General features: G+C 68.7%; 22 protein-coding genes. 18 read left to right on the forward strand and 4 right to left on the reverse strand.

Features of this window, described 5'->3' with window-relative positions:
• The 17 genes from IEW34_RS01540 (at position 1) to IEW34_RS01620 (ending at position 19,237) form a co-directional block, all read left to right on the forward strand.
• Positions 1–1,080 carry a branched-chain amino acid ABC transporter permease gene (locus tag IEW34_RS01540; protein WP_188607357.1) on the forward strand — a complete coding sequence of 360 codons (1,080 nt, stop codon included), beginning with the start codon at positions 1–3 and terminating at the stop codon, positions 1,078–1,080.
• Positions 1,073–1,855: an ABC transporter ATP-binding protein gene (locus tag IEW34_RS01545; protein ID WP_188607358.1), complete on the forward strand. Its 783-nt coding sequence runs from the start codon at positions 1,073–1,075 to the stop codon at positions 1,853–1,855. Before IEW34_RS01540 ends, IEW34_RS01545 begins: the two co-directional genes overlap by 8 nt.
• Entirely contained in the window at positions 1,848–4,064 is a 2,217-nt protein-coding gene (locus tag IEW34_RS01550) for an ABC transporter permease (RefSeq protein ID WP_188607359.1), read from the forward strand. Before IEW34_RS01545 ends, IEW34_RS01550 begins: the two co-directional genes overlap by 8 nt.
• Positions 4,065–4,067: 3 nt before the next feature.
• Positions 4,068–4,901, forward strand: coding sequence for a phosphoenolpyruvate hydrolase family protein (locus tag IEW34_RS01555; protein WP_188607360.1), 834 nt, complete (start codon positions 4,068–4,070; stop codon positions 4,899–4,901).
• 25 nt (positions 4,902–4,926) lie between these two features.
• Positions 4,927–7,818, forward strand: a complete 2,892-nt coding sequence (locus tag IEW34_RS01560) for a flotillin family protein (protein WP_188607361.1) — start codon at positions 4,927–4,929, stop codon at positions 7,816–7,818.
• A 9-nt stretch (positions 7,819–7,827) separates the two neighbouring features.
• A complete protein-coding gene (locus IEW34_RS01565) occupies positions 7,828–8,265 on the forward strand; it encodes an SRPBCC family protein (protein WP_188607362.1) in 438 nt (145 codons plus the stop codon).
• Between the two features lie 226 nt (positions 8,266–8,491).
• Positions 8,492–8,935, forward strand: coding sequence for an SRPBCC family protein (locus IEW34_RS01570; RefSeq protein WP_188607933.1), 444 nt, complete (start codon positions 8,492–8,494; stop codon positions 8,933–8,935).
• A 16-nt stretch (positions 8,936–8,951) separates the two neighbouring features.
• A complete protein-coding gene (locus tag IEW34_RS01575; RefSeq protein ID WP_188607363.1) occupies positions 8,952–9,770 on the forward strand; it encodes an FAD binding domain-containing protein in 819 nt (272 codons plus the stop codon).
• Positions 9,771–9,789: 19 nt separating this feature from the next.
• Entirely contained in the window at positions 9,790–10,317 is a 528-nt protein-coding gene (locus IEW34_RS01580; protein ID WP_188607364.1) for a (2Fe-2S)-binding protein, read from the forward strand.
• 62 nt (positions 10,318–10,379) lie between these two features.
• Positions 10,380–11,969 carry a xanthine dehydrogenase family protein molybdopterin-binding subunit gene (locus IEW34_RS01585; protein WP_188607365.1) on the forward strand — a complete coding sequence of 530 codons (1,590 nt, stop codon included), beginning with the start codon at positions 10,380–10,382 and terminating at the stop codon, positions 11,967–11,969.
• Positions 11,970–11,971: 2 nt separating this feature from the next.
• Complete coding sequence (locus IEW34_RS01590) at positions 11,972–12,994, forward strand: xanthine dehydrogenase family protein molybdopterin-binding subunit (RefSeq protein ID WP_188607366.1); 1,023 nt, start codon at positions 11,972–11,974, stop codon at positions 12,992–12,994.
• Positions 12,994–13,875 (forward strand): AAA family ATPase, encoded by an 882-nt coding sequence (locus IEW34_RS01595; RefSeq protein WP_188607367.1) that lies wholly within the window; start codon positions 12,994–12,996, stop codon positions 13,873–13,875. The genes IEW34_RS01590 and IEW34_RS01595 overlap by 1 nt, the downstream gene beginning before the upstream one ends.
• Positions 13,872–14,990, forward strand: coding sequence for a VWA domain-containing protein (locus IEW34_RS01600; RefSeq protein WP_188607368.1), 1,119 nt, complete (start codon positions 13,872–13,874; stop codon positions 14,988–14,990). Before IEW34_RS01595 ends, IEW34_RS01600 begins: the two co-directional genes overlap by 4 nt.
• Positions 14,987–15,868: an amidohydrolase family protein gene (locus IEW34_RS01605; RefSeq protein WP_188607369.1), complete on the forward strand. Its 882-nt coding sequence runs from the start codon at positions 14,987–14,989 to the stop codon at positions 15,866–15,868. The genes IEW34_RS01600 and IEW34_RS01605 overlap by 4 nt, the downstream gene beginning before the upstream one ends.
• A 46-nt stretch (positions 15,869–15,914) precedes the next feature.
• Positions 15,915–16,763, forward strand: a complete 849-nt coding sequence (locus IEW34_RS01610) for an MBL fold metallo-hydrolase (RefSeq protein WP_188607370.1) — start codon at positions 15,915–15,917, stop codon at positions 16,761–16,763.
• A gap of 240 nt (positions 16,764–17,003) precedes the next feature.
• Positions 17,004–18,575: an isochorismatase family protein gene (locus IEW34_RS01615; RefSeq protein ID WP_188607371.1), complete on the forward strand. Its 1,572-nt coding sequence runs from the start codon at positions 17,004–17,006 to the stop codon at positions 18,573–18,575.
• Positions 18,576–18,610: 35 nt separating this feature from the next.
• Complete coding sequence (locus IEW34_RS01620; RefSeq protein ID WP_188607372.1) at positions 18,611–19,237, forward strand: FMN-dependent NADH-azoreductase; 627 nt, start codon at positions 18,611–18,613, stop codon at positions 19,235–19,237.
• A 77-nt stretch (positions 19,238–19,314) separates the two neighbouring features.
• Here IEW34_RS01620 and IEW34_RS01625 read toward each other — a convergent pair whose 3' ends face one another.
• On the reverse strand, positions 19,315–19,776 hold the full coding sequence (locus IEW34_RS01625; protein ID WP_188607373.1) for a YbaK/EbsC family protein: 462 nt from the start codon (positions 19,774–19,776) through the stop codon (positions 19,315–19,317).
• Positions 19,777–19,992: 216 nt separating this feature from the next.
• Between IEW34_RS01625 and IEW34_RS01630 the strand changes: the two genes are divergently transcribed.
• Complete coding sequence (locus tag IEW34_RS01630; RefSeq protein WP_188607374.1) at positions 19,993–20,973, forward strand: hypothetical protein; 981 nt, start codon at positions 19,993–19,995, stop codon at positions 20,971–20,973.
• A 328-nt stretch (positions 20,974–21,301) separates the two neighbouring features.
• Here the strand turns inward: IEW34_RS01630 and IEW34_RS01635 are convergent, their stop codons facing one another.
• From IEW34_RS01635 to IEW34_RS01645, 3 genes are all read right to left on the reverse strand, one after another.
• On the reverse strand, positions 21,302–22,495 hold the full coding sequence (locus IEW34_RS01635) for an ABC transporter substrate-binding protein (RefSeq protein ID WP_188607375.1): 1,194 nt from the start codon (positions 22,493–22,495) through the stop codon (positions 21,302–21,304).
• A gap of 298 nt (positions 22,496–22,793) precedes the next feature.
• A complete protein-coding gene (locus IEW34_RS01640) occupies positions 22,794–24,611 on the reverse strand; it encodes an AMP-dependent synthetase/ligase (RefSeq protein WP_188607376.1) in 1,818 nt (605 codons plus the stop codon).
• Between the two features lie 136 nt (positions 24,612–24,747).
• A complete protein-coding gene (locus IEW34_RS01645) occupies positions 24,748–25,569 on the reverse strand; it encodes an ABC transporter ATP-binding protein (RefSeq protein WP_188607377.1) in 822 nt (273 codons plus the stop codon).
• Positions 25,570–25,575 lie beyond the last annotated feature (6 nt).

Consider the following 25,575-nt stretch of genomic DNA (forward strand, 5'->3'; position numbering starts at 1 on the left):
ATGTCGATCGCCCAGGACGCGCGCCTTCAACCCGGGAAGTCGGCCGAGAGGCCGGCGACCGCCGCGCCGACCCGCGATTTCGGTCATCCCGCCGTCTGGGCCGTCGCCGTCCTGCTCGTCATCATGCCGCTCATCGCGAACGGCTTTTTCCTCATCGAGATCTTCGGCACCAGCCTCATTCTCGGCATCGTGGCGCTGAGTCTGATGTTCCTGGCCGGCTACGGCGGCATGGTCAGCTTGATGCAGCTGACCATCGCGGGCCTTGCCGGCTACATGACGGCCGTGCTGGGCGCCAGCGGCAATGCCAACATCAGCCTGGGATGGCCGTGGTGGCTGGCGACGCCGATGGCGATCGCGCTGGCGACATTGTTCGGCACGATCGGCGGAACGCTCGCGGTTCGCACGGAGGGCATCTACACGATCATGATCACGCTGGCGATCGCGTCGGCGTTCTACTATTTCACCAACCAGAACTGGGCCATCTTCAATGGCCACACCGGCATCAACAGCGTCGTCACACCGCATTTCCTCGGCATCGACTGGCGTGCCGATATCGCTTTCTACTATGTGATCCTCGCGGTGGCGGCGCTGTGCTTCGGTGCGGTCAGCTACCTTGCGCGCGCACCCTTCGGGCTGGCGCTGCAGGGCGTGCGCGACAACCCGCGCCGAATGGCCACGCTCGGGTTCAACGTCAATGCGCACCGCATCGCGGCTTACGCATTCGCCTCCTGCATCGCCGCGCTCGGCGGCGTCTTGCAGGTCTGGAACTATCGCCAGATCTCGCCGGGCTCGGTCGGGGTCGAGCGAGCCATCGATATTCTCATCATCGCCGTCGTCGGCGGCACGAGCCGGCCGATCGGCGCCTTCGTCGGCGCCCTGATCTTTGTCCTCCTGCGCACATTCACCCTGGATTTCCTGGTCGCGATCGGGCTCGACGGCAATCGCTTCCGCCTGCTGATCGGCCTCGGCTTTCTGGCCATCGTGCTGTTCTCTCCGGACGGCATCGTCGGGCTCTGGGAGCGCTTGCGGGGGTGGAGCGGGCAAGGCAAGGCGCAAGCGGGCGGAGAGCGCCATGGATAGCGTCGCCCATCGCCTCTCGGTCGGCGGCGCGGGCGCGGCGCTCGAACTGCGCGGCGTGACGCGATTGTTCGGTGCGCTCGCGGCGCTGACCGACGTGACGCTGACGGTCCGTCCCGGCGAGCGGCGCGCGGTGCTGGGCTCCAACGGCGCCGGCAAGACCACGCTCTTCAACTGCATCACCGGCGATTTTCCGCCGACTTCGGGCACCATCCGGTTCTTCGGCGAGGACGTCACCCATTTTCCGCCCTTCGAGCGGATCCGTCGCGGGCTTCGCCGCACCTATCAGATCTCGGCCCTGTTTCCGGGATTGACCGTTCTCGACAACGTCTATCTCGCCTGCTGCGGGGTTTCGCCCCGCCGCTTCTCGCCGTTCCGCCCGCGCAGCAACGACGCGCTGGTGCAAGCCGCCGAGGATCTGGTCGAGGCGGTGCACCTGGCGGCCGTGCGGGGGCGACGCGTCGCCGAGCTCGCCCATGGCCAGCAGCGCCAGCTGGAAATCGCGCTGGCGCTCGCTGGTGCGCCGCGCTTCATCCTGTTCGACGAGCCGGCCGCCGGCCTGTCGCCGACCGAGCGCCGTGAGCTGGTGGACATTCTCACCACTCTGCCGAGCCACATCGGCTACATCATCATCGAGCACGACATGGACGTCGCCCTGCGCGTCGTCGAGAGCGTGACGATGATGCACAACGGGCGCATCTTCAAGGAAGGCCCGCCGGCAGACATCGAGTCCGACCCCGAGGTGCAGGAGCTTTACCTGGGAGGCGGCCATGGCTGACGCGCGCCGCGCCACGCCGATGCTCGAGGTCAGGGGCCTCGACGTCTACTACGGCAGCTCCCATGCGCTGCAGGGCGTCGATCTGACGCTGGAATCCGGCGTGCTGTCCGTGGTCGGCCGCAACGGCATGGGCAAGACGACGCTGTGCAAGACCATCATGGGGCTGGTGCGTGCGCGGGGTGGCTCCGTGCGCCTCGCCGGCGAGAACCTCCTGTCGCTCGGGCCGGCACACATCGCCCGGCTCGGCGTCGGCTATGTGCCGCAGGGGCGGCGGCTGTGGCGCTCGCTGAGCGTCGACGAGCACCTGCACATGGTCGCAGGGATGCGACGCGGCGCCTGGACCGTGGAGCGCCTCTACGACACCTTCCCGCGCCTGGCCGAGCGCCGTAGCAATGGCGGCGCGCAACTCTCCGGCGGCGAGCAGCAGATGCTGGCGATCGCACGCGCCCTGGTGACCAATCCGCGCCTCCTGATCATGGATGAGCCGACCGAGGGGCTGGCGCCCGTCATCGTCGCGCAGGTCGAGGACATGCTGGTGCGCATCGGCGACGAAGGCGACATCGCCGTGCTGGTGATCGAGCAGAATATCGGGGTGGCGACGGCAGTCTCGAAGACCGTCGCGATCATGGTCAATGGCCGGGTCAATCGGCTCATCGAAGCTTCGCGCCTGGCATCCGATCGCGAGCTGCGGCAGCGCCTGCTCGGCGTCGGCCGCCACGCCGCCGAGCCGGACAACGCGGCCGCAGCAGCCGGCGATGCGATGACGCCCCCGACCGCGCCACGGCCCGCGGGCCAGGCGCCGCGGCGAGTCTATGTCTCCAACCCGATGGTCCCGACCCGCTGGTCGCAGCCGGTGCCCATCGCGCGCATCGAAGCCAACGCACGGGTGCTGTCGACCGGCGTCGCGAATTTCGAGGATGCGGCACGCGCGCGGCGCGCCGCAGCGCCGGCGCGAAGCTCGGGACCGCCGGCAGTGCTCGTTGTCGGCACGTTGGATACCAAGGGCGACGAGCTCCGCTTCATCCGCGACATCGTCTCCGGCAGCGGGCTGCGGACTCGGCTCGTCGACGTCTCGACCAGCGGCAAACTCTCCTCCTGCGACGTCTCCGCCCAGGAGATCGCGCTCAACCACCCGCGCGGCGGCGGCGCCGTCTTCGGCCCCGATCGCGGGACCTCGGTGACGGCGATGGCGGAGGCTTTCGCCAATTGGCTGCGCCGCCAGGGCGACGTCGTCGGCGTGATCTCCGCCGGCGGCTCGGGCGGCGCGTCGCTGGTGGCTCCCGCCATGCGGGCGCTGCCCATCGGGCTGCCCAAGCTGATCGTCTCCTCTGTCGCCTCGGGCGATGTCGCGCCCTATGTGGGGCCCGCCGACATCACCATGATGTATTCGGTCACCGACGTGCAGGGCCTGAACGCGATCTCGCGCCAGGTGCTCGCCAATGGCGCCCATGCGCTGGTCGGCATGGTGAAGGCGCGGCTCGCGCAAGGGCCGGCGGACGCCCAGACGCTGCGCGGCGGCCTGCCGGCGGTCGGCCTGACGATGTTCGGCGTGACGACGCCCGCCGTGCAGCAGATCGCGGCGGGGCTGCGCGCCGACTACGAATGCCTGGTGTTCCACGCCACCGGCGTCGGCGGCCGCTCGATGGAGAAGCTGGTCGAGTCCGCGCTGCTCGCCGGGGTCATCGACCTGACCACGACGGAGGTGTGCGACCTCCTGGTGGGCGGCGTGTTTCCGGCCACCGAAGACCGCTTCGGCGCCGCCATCCGCACGCGCCTCCCCTATGTGGGCTCGGTCGGCGCGCTCGACATGGTCAATTTCGGAGCCCCGGACACCGTTCCCGAGCGCTACCGCGGCCGCCAGCTCCACGCTCACAATCCGCAGGTCACGCTGATGCGCACCAGCGCCGATGAGAACGAGCGCGTGGGCCGCTGGATCGGCGAGCGCCTGAACCGGATGGATGGTCCGGTGCGGTTCTTTCTGCCGGAGGGCGGCGTCTCCGCGCTCGACGCGCCGGGGCAACCGTTCTGGGACCCCGCGGCCGACGCCGCCCTGTTCCGTGCGCTCGACCAGACCGTCCGCCAGACCAGCAACCGCCAGTTGATCCGGCTTCGGCACCACATCAACGAACCCGCGTTCTGCGCAGCGATCGTCGCGGCGTTCCGCTCCCTGGTCGGGCGGCCGGGCGCACGCCGGCGGGTGGGGAGGTGAGAGATGCCCCGGTTCGAGCGCGATGAGTTGGTCGACAAGTTCCGCGCCATGGCGGCGCGCGGCGAGCCGATCGTCGGGGGCGGCGCCGGAACGGGACTGTCGGCCAAATGCGAAGAGGCCGGGGGCGCCGACCTCATCGTCATCTACAATTCCGGGCGCTACCGGATGGCCGGGCGCGGCTCGCTGGCCGGCCTGATGCCCTACGGCGACGCCAACGCCATCGTCGTCGACATGGCGGGCGAGGTGCTGCCCGTGGTCAAGAACACGCCGGTGCTGGCGGGGGTCAACGGCACCGATCCCTTCCGCGACATGGATCAATTCCTCGACCAGTTGAAGACGCTCGGCTTTTCCGGCGTCCAGAACTTTCCGACCGTCGGGCTGATCGATGGCGTCTTTCGCGCCAACCTCGAGGAAACCGGCATGTCCTACGCGCAGGAGGTCGAGATGATCGCCAAGGCGCATGCCCGGGACATGCTGACGACACCCTACGTGTTCAATGCCGCCGAAGCCGAGGCGATGGCGGCGGCGGGCGCCGACCTGATCGTGTGCCATCTCGGCCTGACCACCGGCGGCGCAATCGGCGCGCACACGGCATTGACGCTCGAGGATTGCCCGGCCCGCATCGACGCCTGGGCGGCGGCGGCGCTCGCGGTCAATCCCGCCGTTCTGGTGCTCGCCCATGGCGGCCCGGTGGCCGAGCCGGCGGATGCCGCCTTCATCATGAAGCACACCCGCACCTGCCACGGCTTCTACGGGGCGTCGTCGATGGAGCGGCTGCCGGTGGAGCGGGCGCTGACGGAACAGGTTCGACAATTCAAGGCGATCGCCGGGCGTTGAGCGCGATCACGGGGAGGTGGCTGCCATGTCGGGGGTTCTTGTTGGTCAGTTGATCCTTTGGCTGATCGTCGCGCTGATCGTGCTCGTCGTGACGGTCTACGTCGTGAACTGGCTCTACCATCGCTCCTCCAAGGAGGTGTCGTTCGTCCGCACCGGCTTCCTCGGCGAGCGGGTGGTGATCAACGGCGGCGCCTTCGTGCTGCCGTTCATTCACGACTTCACGCCGGTCAACATGAACGTGCTGCCGATGCCGATCGTCCGCTCCAGGCAGGATGCGGTGATCTCCCGCGATCGCATGCGCATCGACATCGAAGCCGACTTCTATGTCCGCGTGCAGCCGACGCGCGAGGCGGTCGCCATCGCGGCGGCGACGCTCGGCCGCCGCACGCTGGAACCCGAGCGGCTGCACACCTTGCTCGCCGGCAAGTTCATCTCCGCCATGCGCTCGGTCGCCTCGGAAATGACCATGGAGGAGATGCACGAGAAGCGCGGCGACTACGTCGCGCGCGTCAAGGCCGCCGCCGCCGAGGCGCTGGCGCAGAACGGGCTGGAGCTGGAATCCGTCGCGATCACCGACCTCGATCAAACCGACCTCGAGTTCTTCAACCCGTCGAACCGCTTCGATGCCCATGGCCTGACCCAGCTGATGGAGGACATCGAGGCCAAGCGTAAGCTGCGTAACGACATCGAACAGGATTCGATGATCCGGATCCGCACGCGCAATCTCGAAGCCGAACGCCAGGCGCTCGAGATCGAGCGCGAGAGCGAGACCGCCCGCCTCGAGCAGGAGCGCGACATCGAGATGCGCCGCGCCTTGCAGCGCACCGAGGTGGCGCGCGAGCGCGCGCTGCGCGAGACCGAGGCGGAACAGGCGCAGATCGCGGCGCGCGAAGCCATCGAGAGGGCGCGCATCGCCAACGACCAGGCCATCGCGGAGGCGCGCATCGCCTCCGAGCGTGAGACCCGACAGAGAGAGATCGAGCGCACGCAAGCGGTCGAGGCCCGGGAGATCCTGGCCCGCGAAGATATCGAACGGACCCGCATCGCCAACCAGCGCTCGGTGGACACCGCCCGCATCGCCTCCGAGCGCGAGGTGCGCCAACAGGAGATCGAACGCACCCGCGCGGTGGAGGAAGCCGAGATCCTGGCCCGCGAGTTCATCGAGACGGCCCGCATCCAGCAGGATCGCGTCGTCACCGACGCCCGCATCGCCAACGAGGAGGAGACCCGCCGGCGCGAGATCGAGCGCACGCGAGCCGTCGAGGCGGCCGAGATCGCGGCCAAGGAGGCAACCGAGAAGGCGCGCATCGCCCAGACCACCGTTGTCAACGCCGAGCGGATCGCCTCGGACGAGCAGACCCGCGCGCTCGAGATCCACCAGGTGCGCGCCGTGCAGGAAGCGGAGATCGTGGCGCAGCAGGCGGTCGAGGCGGCCCGCATCGCGCGCGAGCAGACCCTCGCGGCCAGCCGCATCGCCGCCGAGCAGAGCACGCGCCAGCTGGAGATCGACCGCAACCAGACGATCGAGGTCGCGGGCATTGCGGCGCGGGAGGCGACGGAGGCCAGCCGCATCGCCCAGGAAGAACGCGTGCGGGCGCTGGAGATCGCGCGCCACCGGGCGGTCGAGGAGGCCGACATCGCCGCGCGCGAGGCGATCGAGGCGGCGCGCATCCTCCAGGAGAAGAAAATTGCCCTCGCCCGCATCCTCAGTGAGCAGGAGACCAGGAAGCGGGACATCGAGCGGACGGAGATGGTCGAGGCGGCCGAACTGAAGCGCCGTGACGCGATCGAGCGCCAGCGTGTCGGCGTCGAGCTGGCACTGGAGGCCGAGCGGATCGCCTCCAGCAAGACGCGCGAAGTGCTCCATGTCGAGCAGAAGCGGACGGTCGAGATTGCCGACGAGGACCGCATCATCGCGCTCTCGGCCAAGCGCTCCGAGCGGATCGATGCCGACCGCAAGGTCAAGCAGGCCGAGATCCTCGCACGGCGCGACGTCGAGACCACCGAGGTATCGAAGGAACAGGTGCTCGAGGCGGCCCGGCTGGAGCGCCGCCGCATCATCGAACAGCTCGAGATCGCGCGCGTCCAGGCCTTGCAAGAAGCCGAGATCGCCTCCGGCGAGGAGGTTCAGCGGGCACGCATCGCGTCCGACCGCGGCCTCGACGAGGCGCGCGTCGGCCGCGAGCGCGATCTGCGCAAGCTCGAGGTCGCGCGCGAAAAGGACGTGGAGACCGCCGTGATGGAGAAGGCGATCGCGCTTTATCAGAAGTCGCTGGAGCAATCGGCGGCACAGGCGGAAGCCGAGAACGCCAGGGCGCGCGCGACGGAGGCGGCCGAGCGCGTCATCACCGTGCGCGACAGCGAAATCGCCAGGCGCCGCAGGACGGTCGAAGTCCTGATCGCCGAGAAGGAAGCCGAGGAGACGCGCATCGCCGCCGAGGCCGAGCGCGTTCGGGCAAGCGTCGAAGCGGAGGCCCAGAGGCTGCTCAACGAGGCGGAAAACGTGCTCACCGACGAGGCGCGCTACTCGCTGTTCCGCCGCAGGCTGCTCGATCGCATCGAGGGCATCGTGCGCGAAAGCGTCAAGCCGATGGAGAAGATCGAGGGCATCCGCATCCTGCACGTGGATGGCCTTGCCGGCGGCAACGGGGGAAACGGCAACGGCGGCGGACGGAGCGCGACCGACGAGGTGATCGATTCGGCGCTGCGCTACCGCGTTCAGGCCCCGCTGATCGACTCCATCCTCGCCGACATCGGCGTGGAGGGCGGCAGCCTCGCCAAGATGCCCGGCCTCATCCGCGAGGCGCGCGACATGCAGGGCATCCGCCAGGCGGCCACACCGAAGCAGAGCGAGAGCAAGCCGGCCGCCTCATCCTCCGGCGAGGCCCCGCCCCCGCGCCCGGACAAGAAGGGGTGAGGCTGCGCCATGGCCCGGGTCTATGTCTCAACCGTCGTCAACGCACGCAACGACCGGGTCTGGGCGCGGGTGCGCGACTTCAACGGCCTGCCTGCGTGGCACCCGGCGATCGCCGAGAGCCGCATCGAGGGCGGCGAACCCGCCGACAAGATCGGCTGCGTGCGCGACTTCACCTTGCGCAACGGCGACCGCATTCGTGAAAAGCTCCTCGGCCTCTCCGATTACGACATGTTCTGCACCTACTCCATTCTGGAGTCGCCCATGGGTGTCGACAATTACGTCGCGACCTTGCGTCTGACCCCGGTGACCGACGGCGACAAGACCTTCCTGGAATGGTCGGCCGAATTCGACTGCGCGCCCGAGCGTGAAGGCGAGCTGGTCAATTCGATCGGGGGCAGCGTCTTCCAGGGCGGCTTCGACGCCCTCAAGCGCGTGTTCGGAGGCTAGCGGTGTCGGACGGTGATGCCATGGGGATGCACGCGGCGCAGCCCGCACTCCTCCCCCCGCCCGCGGGGAGAGGGCAGGGTGAGGGGGGCTTGAGGAGAAGACTCGACGGCGGTCACGCCACGCGGCAAGCCTTCTCACCCCTGCCCTCTCCCCGCAAGCGGGGAGAGGGGGCGCGGTGGCTCCGTCGCCGCCAAACTGTTCCGTCGCCGGTGCGGAGACATTAGCCGTGCCGCACGTCGTCAAGAGCACGATCCTCGACGCGCCGACCGGCGTGGTCTGGAACGTGCTGCGCGATTTCAACGGTCACGATCGCTGGCATCCCGCCGTCGCGGCCAGCACGATCGAGCGGACCCAGGCGGCGGACCGCATCGGCTGCGTGCGGCGTTTCAAGCTGCAGGACGGGTCGGAACTGCGCGAGCAACTGCTGGCGCTCTCGGACCTCGAGCAGACCTTCAGCTATTGCCTGCTCGATACGCCGATCCCGATGTTCAACTATGTCGCCCATGTCCGGCTGCTGCCGGTGACGGACGGCGACCGGACCTTCTGGCATTGGGAGTCGCGCTTCACCGCGCGGCCACCGGATGCCGCGGAACTCATCGCAATGGTCGGTGAGCAGATCTATCAAGCCGGCTTCGACGCGATCCGCCGGCATCTCAGGGAGGCCGCGTGAGCGCGGCGGCAAGACCATGCCGGTCACGGTGAAAACCTTCGGGACATCGGGAGAGGCGGCGGCGGCGCTGTCGTCGGAGCGCGACGCGCGCTATCTCGGCGGCGGCACGCTGGTCATGCGCGCGCTCAACGAAGGCGACGTCTCGGTTTCCACCATCGTTCGCGCCACCGACCGGGCCCTCGCGCAGCTCGACGCCACAGGCTCGCGGATCACCATCGGTGCCGGCGTCACCTTTGCCCGCGTCCTCGCCGAGCGCTCGCTCGGCTTTCTGCATCCCGTCGCCGGGTCGATCGGCGGGCCGGCGGTGCGCAACATGGGCACGATCGGCGGCAATCTCTTCGCGCCGGCCCCCTTCGGCGATTTCGCCGTTGCCCTGCTCGCGCTCGACGCCAGCGTTGCCGTCCAGGGCGCCTATGGCGCGCGCGACATGCCCATCGAGGAGTTCTTGAGCGGGCGGAGCCGGCAGGCGGACGGGCTCGTGCTCTCGGCCTCCTTCCAGCGTCCGCTCAGCGACGACGCGTTTCGCTATCGCAAGATCGCGCGCGTGCGGCCGAAGGGTGCCGCCGTGGTGACGCTCGCCGTGCATGTCCCCTCGAGCGGCGGCCGCGCCGTCGGCGTGCGCATCGCGCTGGGCGCGATGGCGTCAACCCCGGTTCGCGCCAAGGCGGCCGAGCGCACCCTGGAGGGACATACGCTCGATGCGGCCAGCATCGCCGCCGCGGTCGCTGCCGCGGCCGACGGCACGGCGCCGGTCGACGATGCGCTGGCGAGCGCGTGGTACCGGCGCGAGGTCGTCGGGGTCCATCTGCGCCGCCTGCTGACCGGCCAAGCTTAGAAAAGCGAGGATAGGGCCGATGGCCAAGACCGCCCTCCAGTTCCGCCACAACAGCCGCGACGTCGCCGTCTTCGTCGACGGCGGCGCCAATCTCCTGACCACCTTGCGCGAGCTCGTCGGCGACATGACGCCCAAGTTCGGGTGCGGCCAGGGCGGCTGCGGCGCCTGCACGGTGTTGATCGATGGCGACGCGCATCTCGCCTGCCTGACGCTGGCCGAGACTGTGGCTGGTCGCGCGGTCGAGACGCTCGACGGGCTCAAGGACGGGCCCAACCTGCACCCCTTGCAGCGCGCCTTCATGGAGCATTTCGCCGCCCAGTGCGGCTACTGTACGCCAGGCATGCTGATGGCCGCGAAGGCCCTGCTCGACCGCAACCCCTCGCCGACCCGCGACGAGGTCGTGAACGCGATCGCGGGCAACATCTGCCGGTGCACCGGCTATGAGCCCATCATCGATGCCGTCCTCGCCGCCGCCTCGGGCGGCATGCGCGGCCTGCACGGGCCTGAACATGTTCCGAGCCCGCACATGTCGCCGAGAACATTCTAACCGCAGCAGGATCTCGAACCCGCCGCAAGTGCGGGTTCGGGCGCCGCTTGAAGGAGAGCGCCATGCTGGAACTGCGCAAGGACCTGTTCGCCGACGAGCGCGACGACGATCTCAAGGAGATCGGCAAGGGCACCCAGCGTCAGGACATGCTCGGTCACGTCACCGGCACCTCCACCTATTTCAACGACCACCTCTTGCAGGGCCTGCTGCACTTGAAGGTGCTGCGCAGCCCGCACGCCCACGCGCGCATCCGCCGCGTCGACACCGGCGAGGCCGAGCGCGCGCCCGGCGTGCGCCGGATCATTCGCGGTGCCGATGTGCCGCGCAATCTCAACACACTGCTCAGCCTCATCAATTTCGGCAAGGACGACGAGCCGACGCTGGCAGTCGACAAGGTGCGCTACAAGGGCGAGCCGATCGTGGCGGTGGTCGCCGACAGCCCGCGCGAGGCGTCCGAGGCACTCGCGAAGGTGCGCGTGGACTACGAGCCGCTCTCCGCCGTCTTCGACGTCGAAGAAGCATTGAAGCCCGGTGCTCCGGTGGTCAACGAAACCTACCCGAAGAACACCTTCACCTATCACGACATCTACGACCACCAGAAGCTGCGCTTCGGCGACGTCGAACGCGCGTTCGCCGGCGCCGACCACGTGCTCGAGCAGCGCTATCAGATGTCGCCGATCGAGCACGCGCCGACCGAGACCAATGGCGCCATCGCGGCGCCCGATACCAACGGACGCTACGTCGTCTACACCTCGACCCAGGCACTGTTCTTCTCGCTCGACACCTGCGCCAAGATCCTCGACGTGCCCTCCAATACGTTTCATTTCATCGGAGGGACCGTGGGCGGCGGGTTCGGCGGCAAGGTCGATACCCTCACCGAGCCTCTGGCCATCCTCGGCGCGATGCTGACCGGCCGCCCGGTGCGCTACATCTTCGGCCGCGAGGAGGAGATGCAGTTCGGCCCGCCTCGCGGGGCCGAACGCATCTACCTCAAGGACGGCGTCATGCGCGACGGCCGCATCGTGGCGCGCCAGGTCCGCGCATATTTCGACAGCGGTGCCTATACGCGATTGTCGAGCTACGCCGTGGTCAAGTGCGTGGCGCATCTGCCCGGCCCCTACACGGTCCCCAACGTCCATGGCGATGTCTATTGCGTCTTCACCAACCGCACGCCGGCAACCGCCATGCGGGGCTTCGGCGTTACAGCCATGGACTTCGCCATCGAGTGCCAGATGGACAAGCTCGCCCATCTCGTCGGCATGGACCCGATGGAGTTCCGCATCCTCAACGCCTACCGCGACGGCGACATGAAGGCCCATCGGCGCGAGGCCAAGAACACCGCCTTGATCGAATGCGTGCAGGTCGCCGCCGAAAAGGCGAAGTGGCCGCTGCGCGAGGACTACAAGCGCATGTCGTCGCGCCGCGATGGCGGCGGCGACCGCGCCGCGGTCCCGCCGACCGCCCGGGACGGATCGGTCTCCTCACGCCTCGCCACGCAGCAGCGCACACCCTACGATCGCGCACCGCAGCCGGCCGCCGGCCCTGAGCCGCCACGCCCGGCACCGCCCCCGGTGACACCGCCGCCGGCGCCGCAGCCCGCCGCCCACGGCGCCATGAGGTTTTCCTCCGTGTTCGGCTCGAGGAGGCGCTGATCATGGCCCGACATCGCGGACGCGGCATGGCGTCGATCAACTATCCCATCGGCATGAACCTCGGCGGCGATCCGAGTCAGGCGCTGGTGCATTCAAATCCCAGCGGCAAGTTCACCGTGTCGCTGTCGTCGATCGACCTCGGCCAGGGCATGAAATCGGTGACGCGGCAGATCTGCGCCGAGACCCTCGGCGTCCCGGTCGAGGACGTCTATGTCGACACCGCCGATTCCGACACCGGGCCCCATTGCATGGGGAGCTTTGCCTCGCGCGGCACCCACCGTGTCGGCAACGCGGTGATGGCGGCGGCGCGGGAAGCGCGCGGCGTGATGATGGAGGCGGCGGCCGAGGAGCTGGAGGTCAATGCCGCCGACCTCGATACCGACGGCCGTGGCAACATCCACGTCAAGGGCGCGCCGCACCGTTCGATCTCGACCAAGGACGTCGCCGTCGCTGCGCAATTCAAGCAGGGCAAGACCATCTCCGGACGGGGCATCTTCCTGGTGCCGCTGTCCGCGGTCGATCCCGAGACCGGCGAGATGTCGCCGGCGACCTGCTATGCGCACGCCTGCCTGGTCGCGGAGGTCGAGGTCGACGACGAGACCGGCGAGGTGGCGATGGTGCGCATGGACAGCGCCTACGAGCTTGGGCGGGCGCTCAACCCGCGCCTGGTCGAGCAGCAGCTCGTCGGCGGCGCCTGGATGGGCATCAGTCACGCGCTGTTCGAGACGACGGAGCCCTATTATCCCGACCCGGGCCACGGGCCGCGCGACTTCGTCGACTATCTGATGCCGGGCCCCGGCGACATCTGCCCGCACGACATCGCGGTGCTGGAGCGCCCGGCGGCGGACGGGCCGTTCGGGGCCAAGGGCCCGGGCGAGATGTGCGCCAACCCCGTGCTGCCGGCGGTCGCCAACGCCATCTTCAACGCCGTCGGCGTCCGCATCGACGAACTGCCGATCACGCCCGAGAAGGTGCTGCGCGCGATCAGGGCCCAGGGCGGCGCCCGGCCGCAGGCGCGGCGCTGATGGCGGTTCGCGGCACCATCGCCGGGATCGACAGCCCGGAGGCGCTGGCGCAAGCCTTGCGCGCCGCCTATTACCTCGCCGACGACGGCCTCGCGACGGCCGCCTATCTGTCGCTTGCGCTGGGCAAGCCGCTGCTGCTCGAAGGCGCGCCCGGCGTCGGCAAGACCGAGGCGGCGAAAGCGATCGCCGCCATCCTCGGCCGCCGGCTCGTCCGCCTGCAATGCTATGAGGGCATCGATTCCTCGGCGGCGCTCTACGAATGGAACTACCCCCGGCAGATGCTGGCGATCCGCCAGGCCGGTGACGAGACCATCGATATCTATGGCGAAACCTTCCTGATCGAACGCCCGATGCTGGCGGTGCTGCGTGCGCCGGATGCAACGGTGCTGCTGATCGACGAGATCGACCGCTCCGACCAGGAGTTCGAAGCCTTTCTGCTGGAATTCCTCTCCGATTTCCAGATCTCGATCCCCGAGCGTGGCACTATCCGCGCCGCTGAGCGGCCGGTGGTGGTGCTCACCTCCAACCGCACCCGCGACCTGCACGAAGCGCTGCGGCGGCGCTGCGTCTACCACTGGATCGACTACCCGAGCGCCGAGCGCGAGGCCCGGATCATCATGATGCGCGCCTCCAGCGTCGCCGAGGCGACCGCGCGCGCCGTCGTCGCTGCCGTCAACCGGCTGCGACGCGAGCCGCTGAGCAAGGTGCCCGGCATCGCCGAAGCGGTCGACTGGGCGGAGGCAGCGACCTTGCTCCACAACGGCGGCACGCGCTGGCCGGACGCTTTCAAGCGCTCGATCGGCGTCGCCCTGAAGGACGAGGAGGATCTTGCCTTCATCTCGCCCCGGCTCGACATGTTGATCGCGGAGGCGGCCGCGTGAGCGCCACGCCGCACCTGCCACGCGCGGCCGGCGCCTTCGTTGCGTTCGTCGCGTTGCTGCGCGTCAACGGCTTTTCCGTCGCGCCCGAGCAGACCACCGCGTTCCTTGAAGCGATCACCCTGCTCGGTCCGCGCGGGCCGGGCGACATCCACCGTGCCGGGCTCGCCACCCTGTCGCCCCCACCCGAGCGGCGTGCCACCTACGACCTGCTGTTCCGCATCCACTTCCTGGGCGGTGACGAGATCCCGCGGGAGCAGGGCGACGACGAGGCGACCGTCCGACTGCAAGAGGAGGGTCGCGGCGACGAGGAGCCGCTGCGCGCAGACGAAGCCAACGAATCCGGCGATAGGGCCGTCCGCACCGAAGCTTTGTCAGAGCGCCGCTTCGGCACGAGCGGGCCATGCGACGCCCTGCGGCGTCTGACGCGCGAGGCTCCGCGACGATTGCCGCGCCGGCGCGGCAATCGTCGCATGCGCGCGCGGCATGGCCCGTGGGCCGACCTGCGGCGAACCTTGCGCGAGGCCGTGCGCAACGACGGCGAGGTGATGCGCCTCGCGCGCCTGAAGCGCCGCGCGCGGCCCCGCAAGATGCTGCTGCTGATCGACGTGTCGGGCTCGATGAAGGCGCGCTCCGAAGACAACCTGCGCCTGGCGCATGCGCTGCTTCAGGCGACGCCGCACGTGGAGGTCTTCACCTTCGGCACCCGTCTGACGCGGGTGACCCGCGCGCTGCGGCTCAAACGGACGGAACAGGCGCTCGCGGACGCCGCGCACCTGGTGAGCGACTGGGACGGCGGCACGCGGATCGGCGACGCGCTGCAGGCCTTTCTCGCCGTACCGCGCTTCGGCGGCTACGCCCGCGGCGCCGCCGTGGTGATCCTGTCGGACGGGCTCGAGCGCGGCGACGTGTCCGCCCTGCGCGACGCGGTGGCCAGACTGTCGCGGCGCGCCTGGCGGCTGAGCTGGCTGACGCCGCTCGCGACGGGCCCCGGCTTCGTGCCGCAGACCGAGGCGTTGATCGCCATTCGCCGCCTCGTCGACGACATGGACGATGGCGGATCGAGCGCGGCGGTGGTCGCGCATGTGCTTTCGCTCCGGAACTGGAGGGCCGCTTGACCGACATCGTCGACGCCCATCATCACATCTGGCGCCAGGCCGATCTTCCCTGGCTGGTCGGGCCGATGCAGCCGCGCATCTTCGGCCCCTATGAGGCGATCCGCCGGGACTATCCGATCCGGGAATATCTCGACGACCTGACCGGCAGCGGGGTCGTCAAGTCGGTCTATGTGCAGACCAACTGGGCGAAGGAGCAATTCGAGGAGGAGACCGCCTGGGTGCAGCGCACCGCCGAGGCGACCGGCTGGCCGCACGCGATCGTGGCCTTCGCGGATCTCGCCGTCGATGACGCCCGCCCGCAGCTCGACCGGCTCATGCGCTATCCGCTGGTGCGCGGCGTGCGCATGCAGTTGCACTGGCACGACAACCCGCTCTACCGCTTCGCGGCGCGCGCAGATCTATGTGCAGATCCGGCGATCCGCCGCAATGTGGCGCGGCTGGCCGGCTACGGCCTCAGCTTCGACCTGCAGGTGTTCGCGCCGCAGATGCCGGGCGCCGCCGCCCTCGCCGAAGCCTGCCGGGACGTCACCTTCGTGCTTCAGCACGCCGGCATGCTCGAGGACCTGTCAATTGCCGGCCGCTCGGAATGGCGCGCCGGCATGGTCCGGCTGGCCGCCTGTCCGAACGTGGTCAGCAAGCTCTCGGGGCTCGGCACCTTCATTCACCGCAACGACCCAGCGCATGTCGCGGCCATCGTCGCCGATACCGTGGCTATCTTCGGGCCCGAGCGCTGCCTGTTCGGCTCGAATTTTCCGATCGAGAAGCTGTGGACCGGATATCGCGATCTCGTGCAGGCGCATCTCGAGGCCACACGTGCCAGCCCGCATCACCGCGACGCGATCTTCCGCGAAACTGCGGCTCGAGTCTATCGTCTCTGACGATAGGACTCCCTAAGAATAAAACCCATCAGGGAATGGAAACAACATGGCGCTCGAAATCAAGATCCTCGACTACGGAGACATCGAGCTGGAATCGAGCTTTCTGGTGCTCGGCCGCGATTGCGGGCGCACGCGGCGCGTCCTGACGCTCGGCTTTCTCATCGTCGGAGGCCCCTACCCGGTCGTCGTCGACACGGGCTATCGATCCAACCAGATCATGGAGACGCTCGGCATGCGCGGCCTCTCCTTCCACGAGAACATGATCGAGAATCAACTCGCCCGGCACGGCGTGCGCATGGGCGACGTCCGCTTCGTCTGCCACACCCACCTGCACATCGACCATGCGGGCAAGGACGATCTGTTTCCCATGAACACCACGGTCGTCGTCAACCGCAAGGAGCTCGAATACTCGGTCTCGGGGCTGATGCACCCCCAGTATCCGGCGCCCGACATCAAGCATCTGATCGACCGCCTGCACACCAAGAGCGCGCTCCGCTTCCTGGACCTGGAGATCACCGGCCCGGTCGAGCTGATGCCGGGCGTGTATTGCGAGGCGGCCGGCGCGCACACCGAAGGCTCGATGAACGTGCATGTCCACACCGCCGAAGGCATCGCAACGATCTGCGGCGACGTGCTCTACGACATCAACGATCAGCTCGTGGAGCCCTTCCACGAGATCCACGACGCGGAGCCTCGCACCACCGGCAACCATGGAACGACCAAGCGCGCGGAGAAGGCGGCGATCAAGAAGCTCGTCAGCAACGCGCGCTTCCTGCTGCCGGTGCACGACCGTCCCTGCAAGATCGAGGGCGGCCATGTCGTCGGCCGGCTGCAGGACCAGGTGCCGGGCCCGATCGTCCAGTCGCTGCCGCCGCGCAACTGGTTCCCGGCTTGAGGCTGGACGCGGGAAAACGCTCATGGTGTCACAGGGCAGAGGCAACACCCCCACCCCCTACCCCTCGCCCCAAGTGGGAGGGAGGAGCCTCGCTTTTCGAGCGGGGCCGAATAGGCGGAACGGCCTTGCCCTTGCAAGGAGGCTATCCCGTGCGAAGCGGAAGGGACCGGTGGGGGTGTTGCCTCGACGCCCGCAGGATGCCGTATCGCCCCCCCCGCGCATTCGAGCCGGATCAATCCCATGACCCACGCTACGCTGCGCCCTGAATTCGAGCAGTTGATCGACCCCTACGCGCCGGTCGGCCAGCTCGGCACGGGCTTTACCTTCACCGAGGGGCCGATCTGGCATCCGGTCGGCCAATATCTCCTGTTTTCCGACATGCCCGCCGATGTGCGGCGCCGCTGGGACGCCGCGCGCGGCGTCGTCGAGGCCAGGCGCCCGTCGAACAAATGCAACGGCATGACCTATGACGGCGAGCTCAACCTGATCGTCTGCGAGCACGCGACGTCGTCGTTGATCCGCGAGCGTCCGGACGGCCGCCGCGACGTGCTCGCCTCGCACTTCGAGAATCAGGAGCTCAACAGCCCCAACGACGTCTGCGTGCATGCGAGCGGCGCCATCTACTTCTCCGACCCCTGGTACGGCCGCATGCCCGTCTACGGCGTCGAGCGGCCGCGCCAGCTCGGCTTCCAGGGCGTCTATCGCCTGCCGCCCGGCGGCGGGGCGCCGCAGCTCGTGGTGGCGCGCGACCTCTTCGACCAGCCGAACGGCCTCTGCTTCTCGCCGGACGAGAAGCGGCTCTATGTCAACGACACCGTGCAGGCGCTGATCCGGGTGTTCGACGTCGAAGCCGACGGCTCGCTGTCGGGCGCCCGCGTCTTCGCCAGCGGCATCCGCTCCGAGCTCGAACCCGGCGTGCCGGACGGCATGAAGTGCGACCAGTTCGGCAACGTCTGGGTCACCGCTCCCGGCGGCGTGTGGGTCTACGCGCCCAATGGCGATCTGCTCGGCAAGGTCCGCGTGCCCGAGCTCGTCGCCAACCTCGCCTGGGGTGGAGCCGACTTCCGGACCCTGTTCATGACGGCGACGCATTCGGTCTACACGGTGACGACCAAGGTCGGCCCGCGGAACGAGCCCTATATGGCCGCGAGGGCCGGCGCGGCCACCGCGGCCCCGGCCGCGGCTCCACCGCTCCTGAGGGCCGAGGGCCTTGCGCTCGATCCGCGGCGCTGCGCCCTGATCATCCAGGACCTGCAGAACGACGTGATCATGGAGGGGGGCGCCTTCGCGGAGTCGGGCGCGCCGAGCCATGCGCGCGCCCAGCGCGTCGTCGACAATGTGCGTCGCCTGGCCGACGCGGCGCGCGCGCGCGGCGTGGTGGTGATCCACGTGTGGTTCATCGTCGAGCCCGGCGCGCCGGGCCTGACGCTGAACGCACCATTGTTCGAGGGGCTCGCCGATTCCCGGGCGCTGGTGCGCGGCACCTGGGGCGCAGCGCCGGTCGCCGGCCTCGAGCCGCAACCGGGCGACTTCATCGTCGAGAAGATGCGCATGAGCGCCTGGGAAGGCTCCCGCCTGGAGACGATCCTGAAGGCCACCGGCCGCGATTTGCTGATCGACACCGGTGCCTGGACGAACATGTCCATCGAGCACACCGCGCGGACCGGGGCCGACAAGGGCTACTTCATCGTGGTGCCCGAGGATTGCTGCTCGACCATGAACGCCGAGTGGCACAGCGCCTCGATCAATTTCGCCATGCAGAACGTCGCCGTCGTCACCCATGCGGACGCGGTGATCAAGGCGCTCGCATAGACGCGCGCGACGGCAGCGAGGAAAGGCCGGGACACGTGCCGAAGCTGTTCCACCTGCGCTGCTCGCCGCGGGCGGCCTCGCAGTCCTCCGCCGGGGCCGCGGCATTCCTCGCCCGGTTCGGCGAGACGCGGCCCGGCTGGGACATCGACGTGATGGACATCTGGCGCGAGGCGCTGCCCGAGTTCGAGGGCGATGCCCTGGAAGCCAAGTATGCGCGCCAGGGCGGGCGCCCGTCGAGCAGCGCCGAACGCGAGGCCTTCGCCGTGCTGGAGCGCATGGTGCTGCGCTTCGCGCGCGCCGAGCGCGTGCTGATTTCCACGCCGATGTGGAACTTCGGCATCCCCTACAAGCTGAAGCACTGGTTCGACCTGATCATCCAGCCCGGGCTCACCTTCCGCTTCGATCCTGACCAGGGCTATATCCCTCTCCTGAAGGACAGGCCGACGATGGTGATCGTCGCGAGCGGCAGCGACTTCGTCACCGGCATGAATCGGGGGCGCATCGACATGGCCACTCCCTACCTGCGCGAGGCCCTGCGCTTCATCGGGATCAGCGACGTGCGCTTTGTCCCGATCGGGCCGACGGCCGGCGCAGGCGAGCCGGCGCGGTTCGCCCGCGAGGCCGCGCACCGCCACCTGATCGCGATGGCGGCAGGCTTCTGATCGGCGCCTTGCCCCTCAGGGCATGTCCCGTTCAGCGGTGAGTGCATGAGGCCCCGGTCCGGAGCCCGTGGTCGCGATCAGACCGCGCAGACGTCGACCCAGGCGGCGCCCGTGAGCTCGGCCATGCGCTGCGGCGCGATGCGGACGGCGGCGTGGATGGATCCGGCCGCCGGCACCACCTCGTCGAAGCTCCTGAGCGACACGTCGCAATACACCGGCAGCGGCTGCACGAGACCGAACGGGCAGACGCCGCCGACCGGATGGCCGGTAGCCGCCTCGACCTCGTCGGTGCCGAGCATGCGTACCTTGCCGCCGAACGCCGCCTTGGCCTTCTTGTTGTCCAGCCGCGCGTCGCCGCGCACGACCACCAGCACGATCTGGTCGGCGATCCGCAGCGACAGCGTCTTGGCGATGCGCGCCGGCTCGACCCCGTGTTCCTGGGCGGCCAGGGCGACGGTCGCCGTGCTGTTGGTCATCTCGATGATATCGATGTCGGGCGCATGATCGGCGAAAAAAGCGCGAACGGATGCAAGGCTCATGATCGGCGGCGGGAGCTGGAGGAGAGGGACGCGGCAGCGGCGATGCGGGTTGCGATCACCGCTCAGATAGACGCGCCGCGCCGTTTTGCAAAGCTTCAGCCCGCGGTCGCCCATGGGCGATCGGCGCCGCCCGCGCCACATTCTGCAGGGCGGGGCATTTCCATCCGGCCGGACGATCACATGTAAGCGGCATAGTCTCTCGTGAAGGAAGCTGACATGCGGCCGGTCCACACCCTGCTCATCGCGCTCGCCGCCCTGGCGCTCACCGCCGGCGGCGTGCGCGCCGACGCCGTCGTTTTCCCCAAGAACGGCAGCGTCGGCCTTGTCCCCCCGGCGGCCATGCAGCAATCGCCTCTGTTCGCCGGGTTCGAAAACCGGCCCGCCCAGGCCTCGATCATCATCGTCGAGATGCCGAGGGCGGCCTACCGATCGCTCGCCGACGGGATGACGCCGGCGGCGCTCAAGTCCAAGGGTATCGAGCTCAGCGGGCCGATCGAGGACGTGTCGCTGCCCGGCGGCGCCGAGGGCAAGCTCATGCGCGGCACGCAAACGGCCGGGCGCGCCCGCGTGCGCAAATGGATCCTGATGGCGCAGGGGGCCCACGCGAGCGCCCTGGTGACGGTCCAGGCCCGCGCCGACGAGGAGAACGTCCTGCCCGACCCGAGAGGGCCGGTCGCCCTGCCGGATGACGCCATCGAAGCTGCCCTGCGCACGCTGACCTTCCGGGCGCCCCTGAGCATCGGCGAGCAGATGGCGGCCCTGCCCTTCCAGGTCGGCGACAGCGCCGGGATGCGGCCGGTCCGCGTGGTGGCCGGATCCAGCGTCTACTACACCGAGGGGCCGCAGGACGTGGTGCGGGACGGCTCGCAGCCCGTCATCATCATCGGCAGCAGCCTGCGCCGCGCGCCGGCGCCGCCCATGCGCGAAAGCTACGCGCGCAAGCTCTTCTTGACGATTCCCGGGGTGAAATCGTTGCAGATCACGCGGGTCGACACCTCCAAGACCAGCGGCAGCGAGTGGGTTCAGGTGTCGGGCCTGGGGCGCGACAGGAACTCCGAGGCGCCGATGGCCGTGGAGCAGATCATCCGCTTCGACGGCTCGCGCTATGTGCGCGTCGTCGGCGTCGTGCCGGAGGTCGACCGCAGCACATTCGCCGGTCGTTTCGAGCGGCTCGCTTCGTCCGTCACGCAGAAGTAGGCGCGACGGACGGCGAGGGGTGGCCGGCCGGCACCGGCCGCCCGGTATGCGGAGCGCCGCCCCTGGAGCGCTTCTTGATCGGGTGGAATCTCCCGATCAGGGAAGCGCTCCAGACTCAAAAAGTTGGAGCATGTCCGGCGAAACCCGGTTCACCGAACATGCTCTATCGCTTTGTTCCGACGCAATTCCGGACGCAGAACCACTGCACCCTTCTGCTGGAATTGTTCTAGAGCATTTCGGCATTTCTTCGAACCGCCGAAATGCTCAATCTGTTTGTTTTGTCGCGTTTTCTTCACGCGAACCGGCGTCCACTTCGCTCGAAAACGCGCTAGTCCTTGTACCCCTGGTTCTTGGCCACCGTCTGCCATTTGCCGTCCTTGACTTGGGCGACGAGCGCTTCGGCCACACCCAGGTGGTCGGTCTTGGAGAACTTGATCGGCGGGCTGCCGAAGATATCGACGAACTCTTTGCCCGATTCCATCGCATCCAGCAGGGACTCGGTGGTCAGGTTCTTGCCCGCCAGGTTGGCATAGAAGGCAAAGGTCATGAGGCCGTTGTAGCCGGCAATGACCTGGTTGTTGGGCTCGACTCCAAACTTCGCCTTGTAGGCGTCGATGAAGGCTTTGACCTTGCCGGTCGCTGCCGCGGAATCGATGATCTCGACTTGGCCGACGCCATACACGCCGGCGGCATTCTCCTTGCCCAGCTCGGGGAAGTCCGGCACGTAGGTCGGCGTCGAAGCGACGAAGCCGGGCTCCCAGCCGAGCTTCTTGGCCGTCGTTACGATGCCGACCGACTCGCGCACCACCGAGCCGAGCGCCACCAGGTCGCAGCCGTCGGCCTTGGCCTTGGCCACCTGGGAGCCGAAGTCCGTGGCGCCCCGCTTGAACGAGGCCATCGTGCCGGCCTTGATCTTCAGAGCCTCCACCTCATCCTTGTAGGCATCGGTGAAGTTCTTCCCCATCTCGTCATCCTGATAGATGATGCAGGGGGCCTTGAAGCCCTTGTTCTTCACCGCCCAGTGAAGACCGATGCGCATGGTGTCGTAGTATGGAACGAAGATGTTGAACTTCAGCCGGTCCTCGGGCTTTCCCGGATCCATCTTGTAGGTGAATTCGGCGGCCGTGATCGGGAACAGGTGCAGGATGCCGGCGCGCTGCACGATGGGAAGCGGCGCCAGCGTCGTCGCCGAGCCCATGGGCGAGATCATCGCGAAGATGCCGTCGCGCTCGATCAGCTTCTGCGTCGCCAGCACGGCCTTCTTCGGATCGTAGCCGGAATCCTCGACGATCAGCTTGATCTTGCGGCCGTTGATGCCGCCTGCCGCGTTGATCTCGTCGGCGGCGAGCTTGAGGCCGTTGGCGGCCGGAACGCCCCAGGCCTTGATCGGACCGCTGAGGTCCTGGTGGGTGCCGAGCACGATCTCCGTGTCGGTCACGCCCTGGGTCTTGAACTGCGCCGCGGCCGGCTGCGCCGCGCAGGCCGCCCCGGCCACCACAATCGCCAGATACTTCATCTGCATCGTTTCCTCCCGTCGCATGTCGCCCCTGGAGCATTGGCCGATCGGACCGGTCGCCTGACCGGAACGGCGTCCTCCAACTTCGTCGACCTGGATGGCGCATCTCCGATCAGGGGTCCGTTCGATCGGCGAGCGCTCCAGATCAAAACAATATAAGAATTGCTGCCCCATTGGATGATCGCATCCAATGGGGAAATGCTTCTAGAGCGGGATAACTTTCCCTTGAATCATCGTCTCGCGCCAAGTCTTCGATTTGAGCATGATCTGTCCGAAAGCCGGGGCCGAATTGGGGGCTCATGCACTAGGCCGCCTCCCGATACATGGCTTCGACCAGGGTCTTGAACCGTTCCTGCACCAGACCGCGCCTGAGCTTGATGGCCGGCGTCAGCTCCTCGTCGCCGGGCACCAGCTCGACGTCGATCAGCCTGAAGCGCTCGATGCGGGTGCCGGGTCCCGCGGCGGCGAGCCGGTCGATTTCCCGCCCGATCAGCTCGCTGACCGCGGGCGCCCGGCTCAGGCTCTGGAAATTGGTGAAGGGTACGCCGTTATCCTGGGCAAAGCGCACCACGTGGTCGTAGTCGATCAGGATCAGGCAGGCGAGATTGCGGCGGCCTTCACCCACCACCACCGCATCGGCGATGTAGGGAGAGAGATTGAGCCGGTTCTCGATCTCCGATGGCATGACGCGCGCGCCCGCCGCGGTGACGACGATGTTGGTCACCCGGTCGACGATCCTGAGGTAGCCGTCGGCGCCGAGCTCGCCGATGTCGCCGGTGTGGAACCAGCCGTCGGCGAGCGCGCGCGCGCTCTCCTTGGGGTCGCCGAGATAGCCGCCGAAGACGCCGGCGCCCCGCACCAGCACCTCGCCCGCCGCGTTCGTGCGCACCTCGAGGCCCGGAAGCACGCGCCCGACGGTGCCGGGCCGGGGCGCGCCGAGCGGCGTCAGCGCCACGGTCGCCGCCGTCTCGGCCTGGCCGTAGAGCTGAAGGACCGGCAGGCCGAGCGCGCCGTACCAGCGCGTGAGTTCGTCGGCCAACGGTGCGCCGCCGGTCATCAGCCAGCGCGCCCGGCCGAGCCCGATCGCCTCGCGGACGCCGTTGAGCACCAGCCGGCGCGCGGCCTGCTCGGCCAGCGCCAGCGCGGGCGAGACCGCCTGCCCCGCGGCCCGCCGGTCGGCCGCGCGGAAGCCGATGCCGATCGCCGCCCGGTAGGCCAGCCGCTGGAGCGGCGTCGCCGCGGCCAGTGCCAGCGTGACGTTGGAGTAGAACCGCTCCCACACCCGCGGAATGGCGAAGACCGAGGTCGGGGCAAGCTCGCGCAGATTGTCGAAGGCGGTGTCCGCGCCTTCCGGAAAGTGCAGGAGGGTGCCGGTCGCGAGCGCGGCATAGAGGCCCTGGATGCGCTCGGCGGCCAGGGCGAGCGGCAGCAGCGACAGCTGCTCCTCGTCGGCCCGCGCCGGCAGCGCCTCGAGCCGCAGCGCCAGCGCCGAGCAGACGTTGCGGTTGCTCAGGGGCACCGCCCGCGGCTGGCCGGTGCTGCCGGAGGTGAAAGCCAGGACCGCGATGTCGTCCGGCGCGGCGGCGGCGATGCGCGTGGCGAGTTCCGCCTCCGGCGCCGCGTCGTGCCCCGCGCCGAGCTCCTCGAGCGGCACGACGGTGCCGTCCCCGACGATCGGCGCCTCCGGCGTCATCACCACGATCGTCGTCACCGCAGGATTGGCCGCCTTGATGGAGAGAGCCTTGTCGAGCTGCTCCTCGTCCTCGACGAAGAGGACGCTGGCGCCGATGTGGCGCACCAGCACGGCGAGCCGCTCGCCCGACAGGGACGGATAGGCGGCGGCCGACACGCCGCCGGCCAGCAGCACGGCCGCATCCGCCACCACCCAGGCGGCGCCGTTGCCGCTGACGATCAGGGCCGTGTCGCCGCGCGCGAAGCCGCGGCCGATCAGCCCCCGCGCGCCGCGGCCGGCGCCGGCCCACAGCTCACCGAAGGTGATGCTGCGCCATATGCCGAGGCGCTTCTCGCGCAGGGCGACGGCCGCCGTCCGCTCGCGCGCGCTGCGCTGGAGCATGTGCGGCAGGGTCTCCGCCAGCAAGGGAAGGGCAATCTCGGCTGCCATCAGGCCACCCACTCCTCGATCAGTGCCGCAGCACTGAAGCGCTTTGCAGCTGGGCGGAATCAACCAATCCCAAGAGAAGCGCTTCAGATTCAAAAATTGGGGCATGACGCAATTGGCTCATCAATTGCGTCATGCGCTATCGCCACGTCTTCTTCTTCTTCCAGCGGCGGGTGCCGCGATCATCGTCCTGCTTCATGCCGAGGTAGAATTCCTGGATGTCATCGGACTTCATCAGGTCGCGGCAGGTGCCGTCCATGACGATGCGGCCCACCTCCAGCACATAGCCATAGTGCGCCGTCTCCAGTGCGATGTGGGCGTTCTGCTCCACCAGCAGCATGGACACGCCCTCCTCGTCGTTGAGCCGGCGGATGATCTTGAAGATCTCCTTGACCAGCAGCGGCGACAGGCCGAGGGACGGCTCGTCCAGCAGCAGCACCTTGGGGCGCGCCAGGAGCGCCCGGCCGATGGCCAGCATTTGCTGCTGGCCGCCGGACAGCTGCCCGGCCGGCTGATGCGCGCGCTCCTTCAGGACAGGAAAATAGCCGAACACCTTCTCCAGGTCGCGTTGCACCGCGTCCCGATCGGTCCGCGGGAAGGCGCCCATGCGCAGGTTGTCGAGCACGGACAGGAACGGAAACACCTCGCGCCCCTCGGGGACGTGGCTGATGCCCAGCCGCACCACCCGGTCGGGGGCCATGCGCTGGATCGGCCGTCCCTCCAGCTCGACGGCGCCCTTCTCCGGGTCCAGCACCCCGGAGATGGTCTTCAGGATCGTCGTCTTGCCCGCGCCGTTGGCCCCGAGCACCGTGACGATCTGGCCGCGCGCCAGCTCCAGGCTGATGCCGCGGATGGCGAGGATCGGGCCGTAATAGCTCTCGACGTTGCTGAGCTTGAGCAGCGGGCCGCCGGGCCCTTGCGGGGCGGCAGCGGAGGGATCGAGGGTGGCCTCAACGGACATGGCGGA

It is taken from the genome of Chelatococcus reniformis (assembly GCF_014640075.1).
GTDB lineage: Bacteria > Pseudomonadota > Alphaproteobacteria > Rhizobiales > Beijerinckiaceae > Camelimonas > Camelimonas reniformis.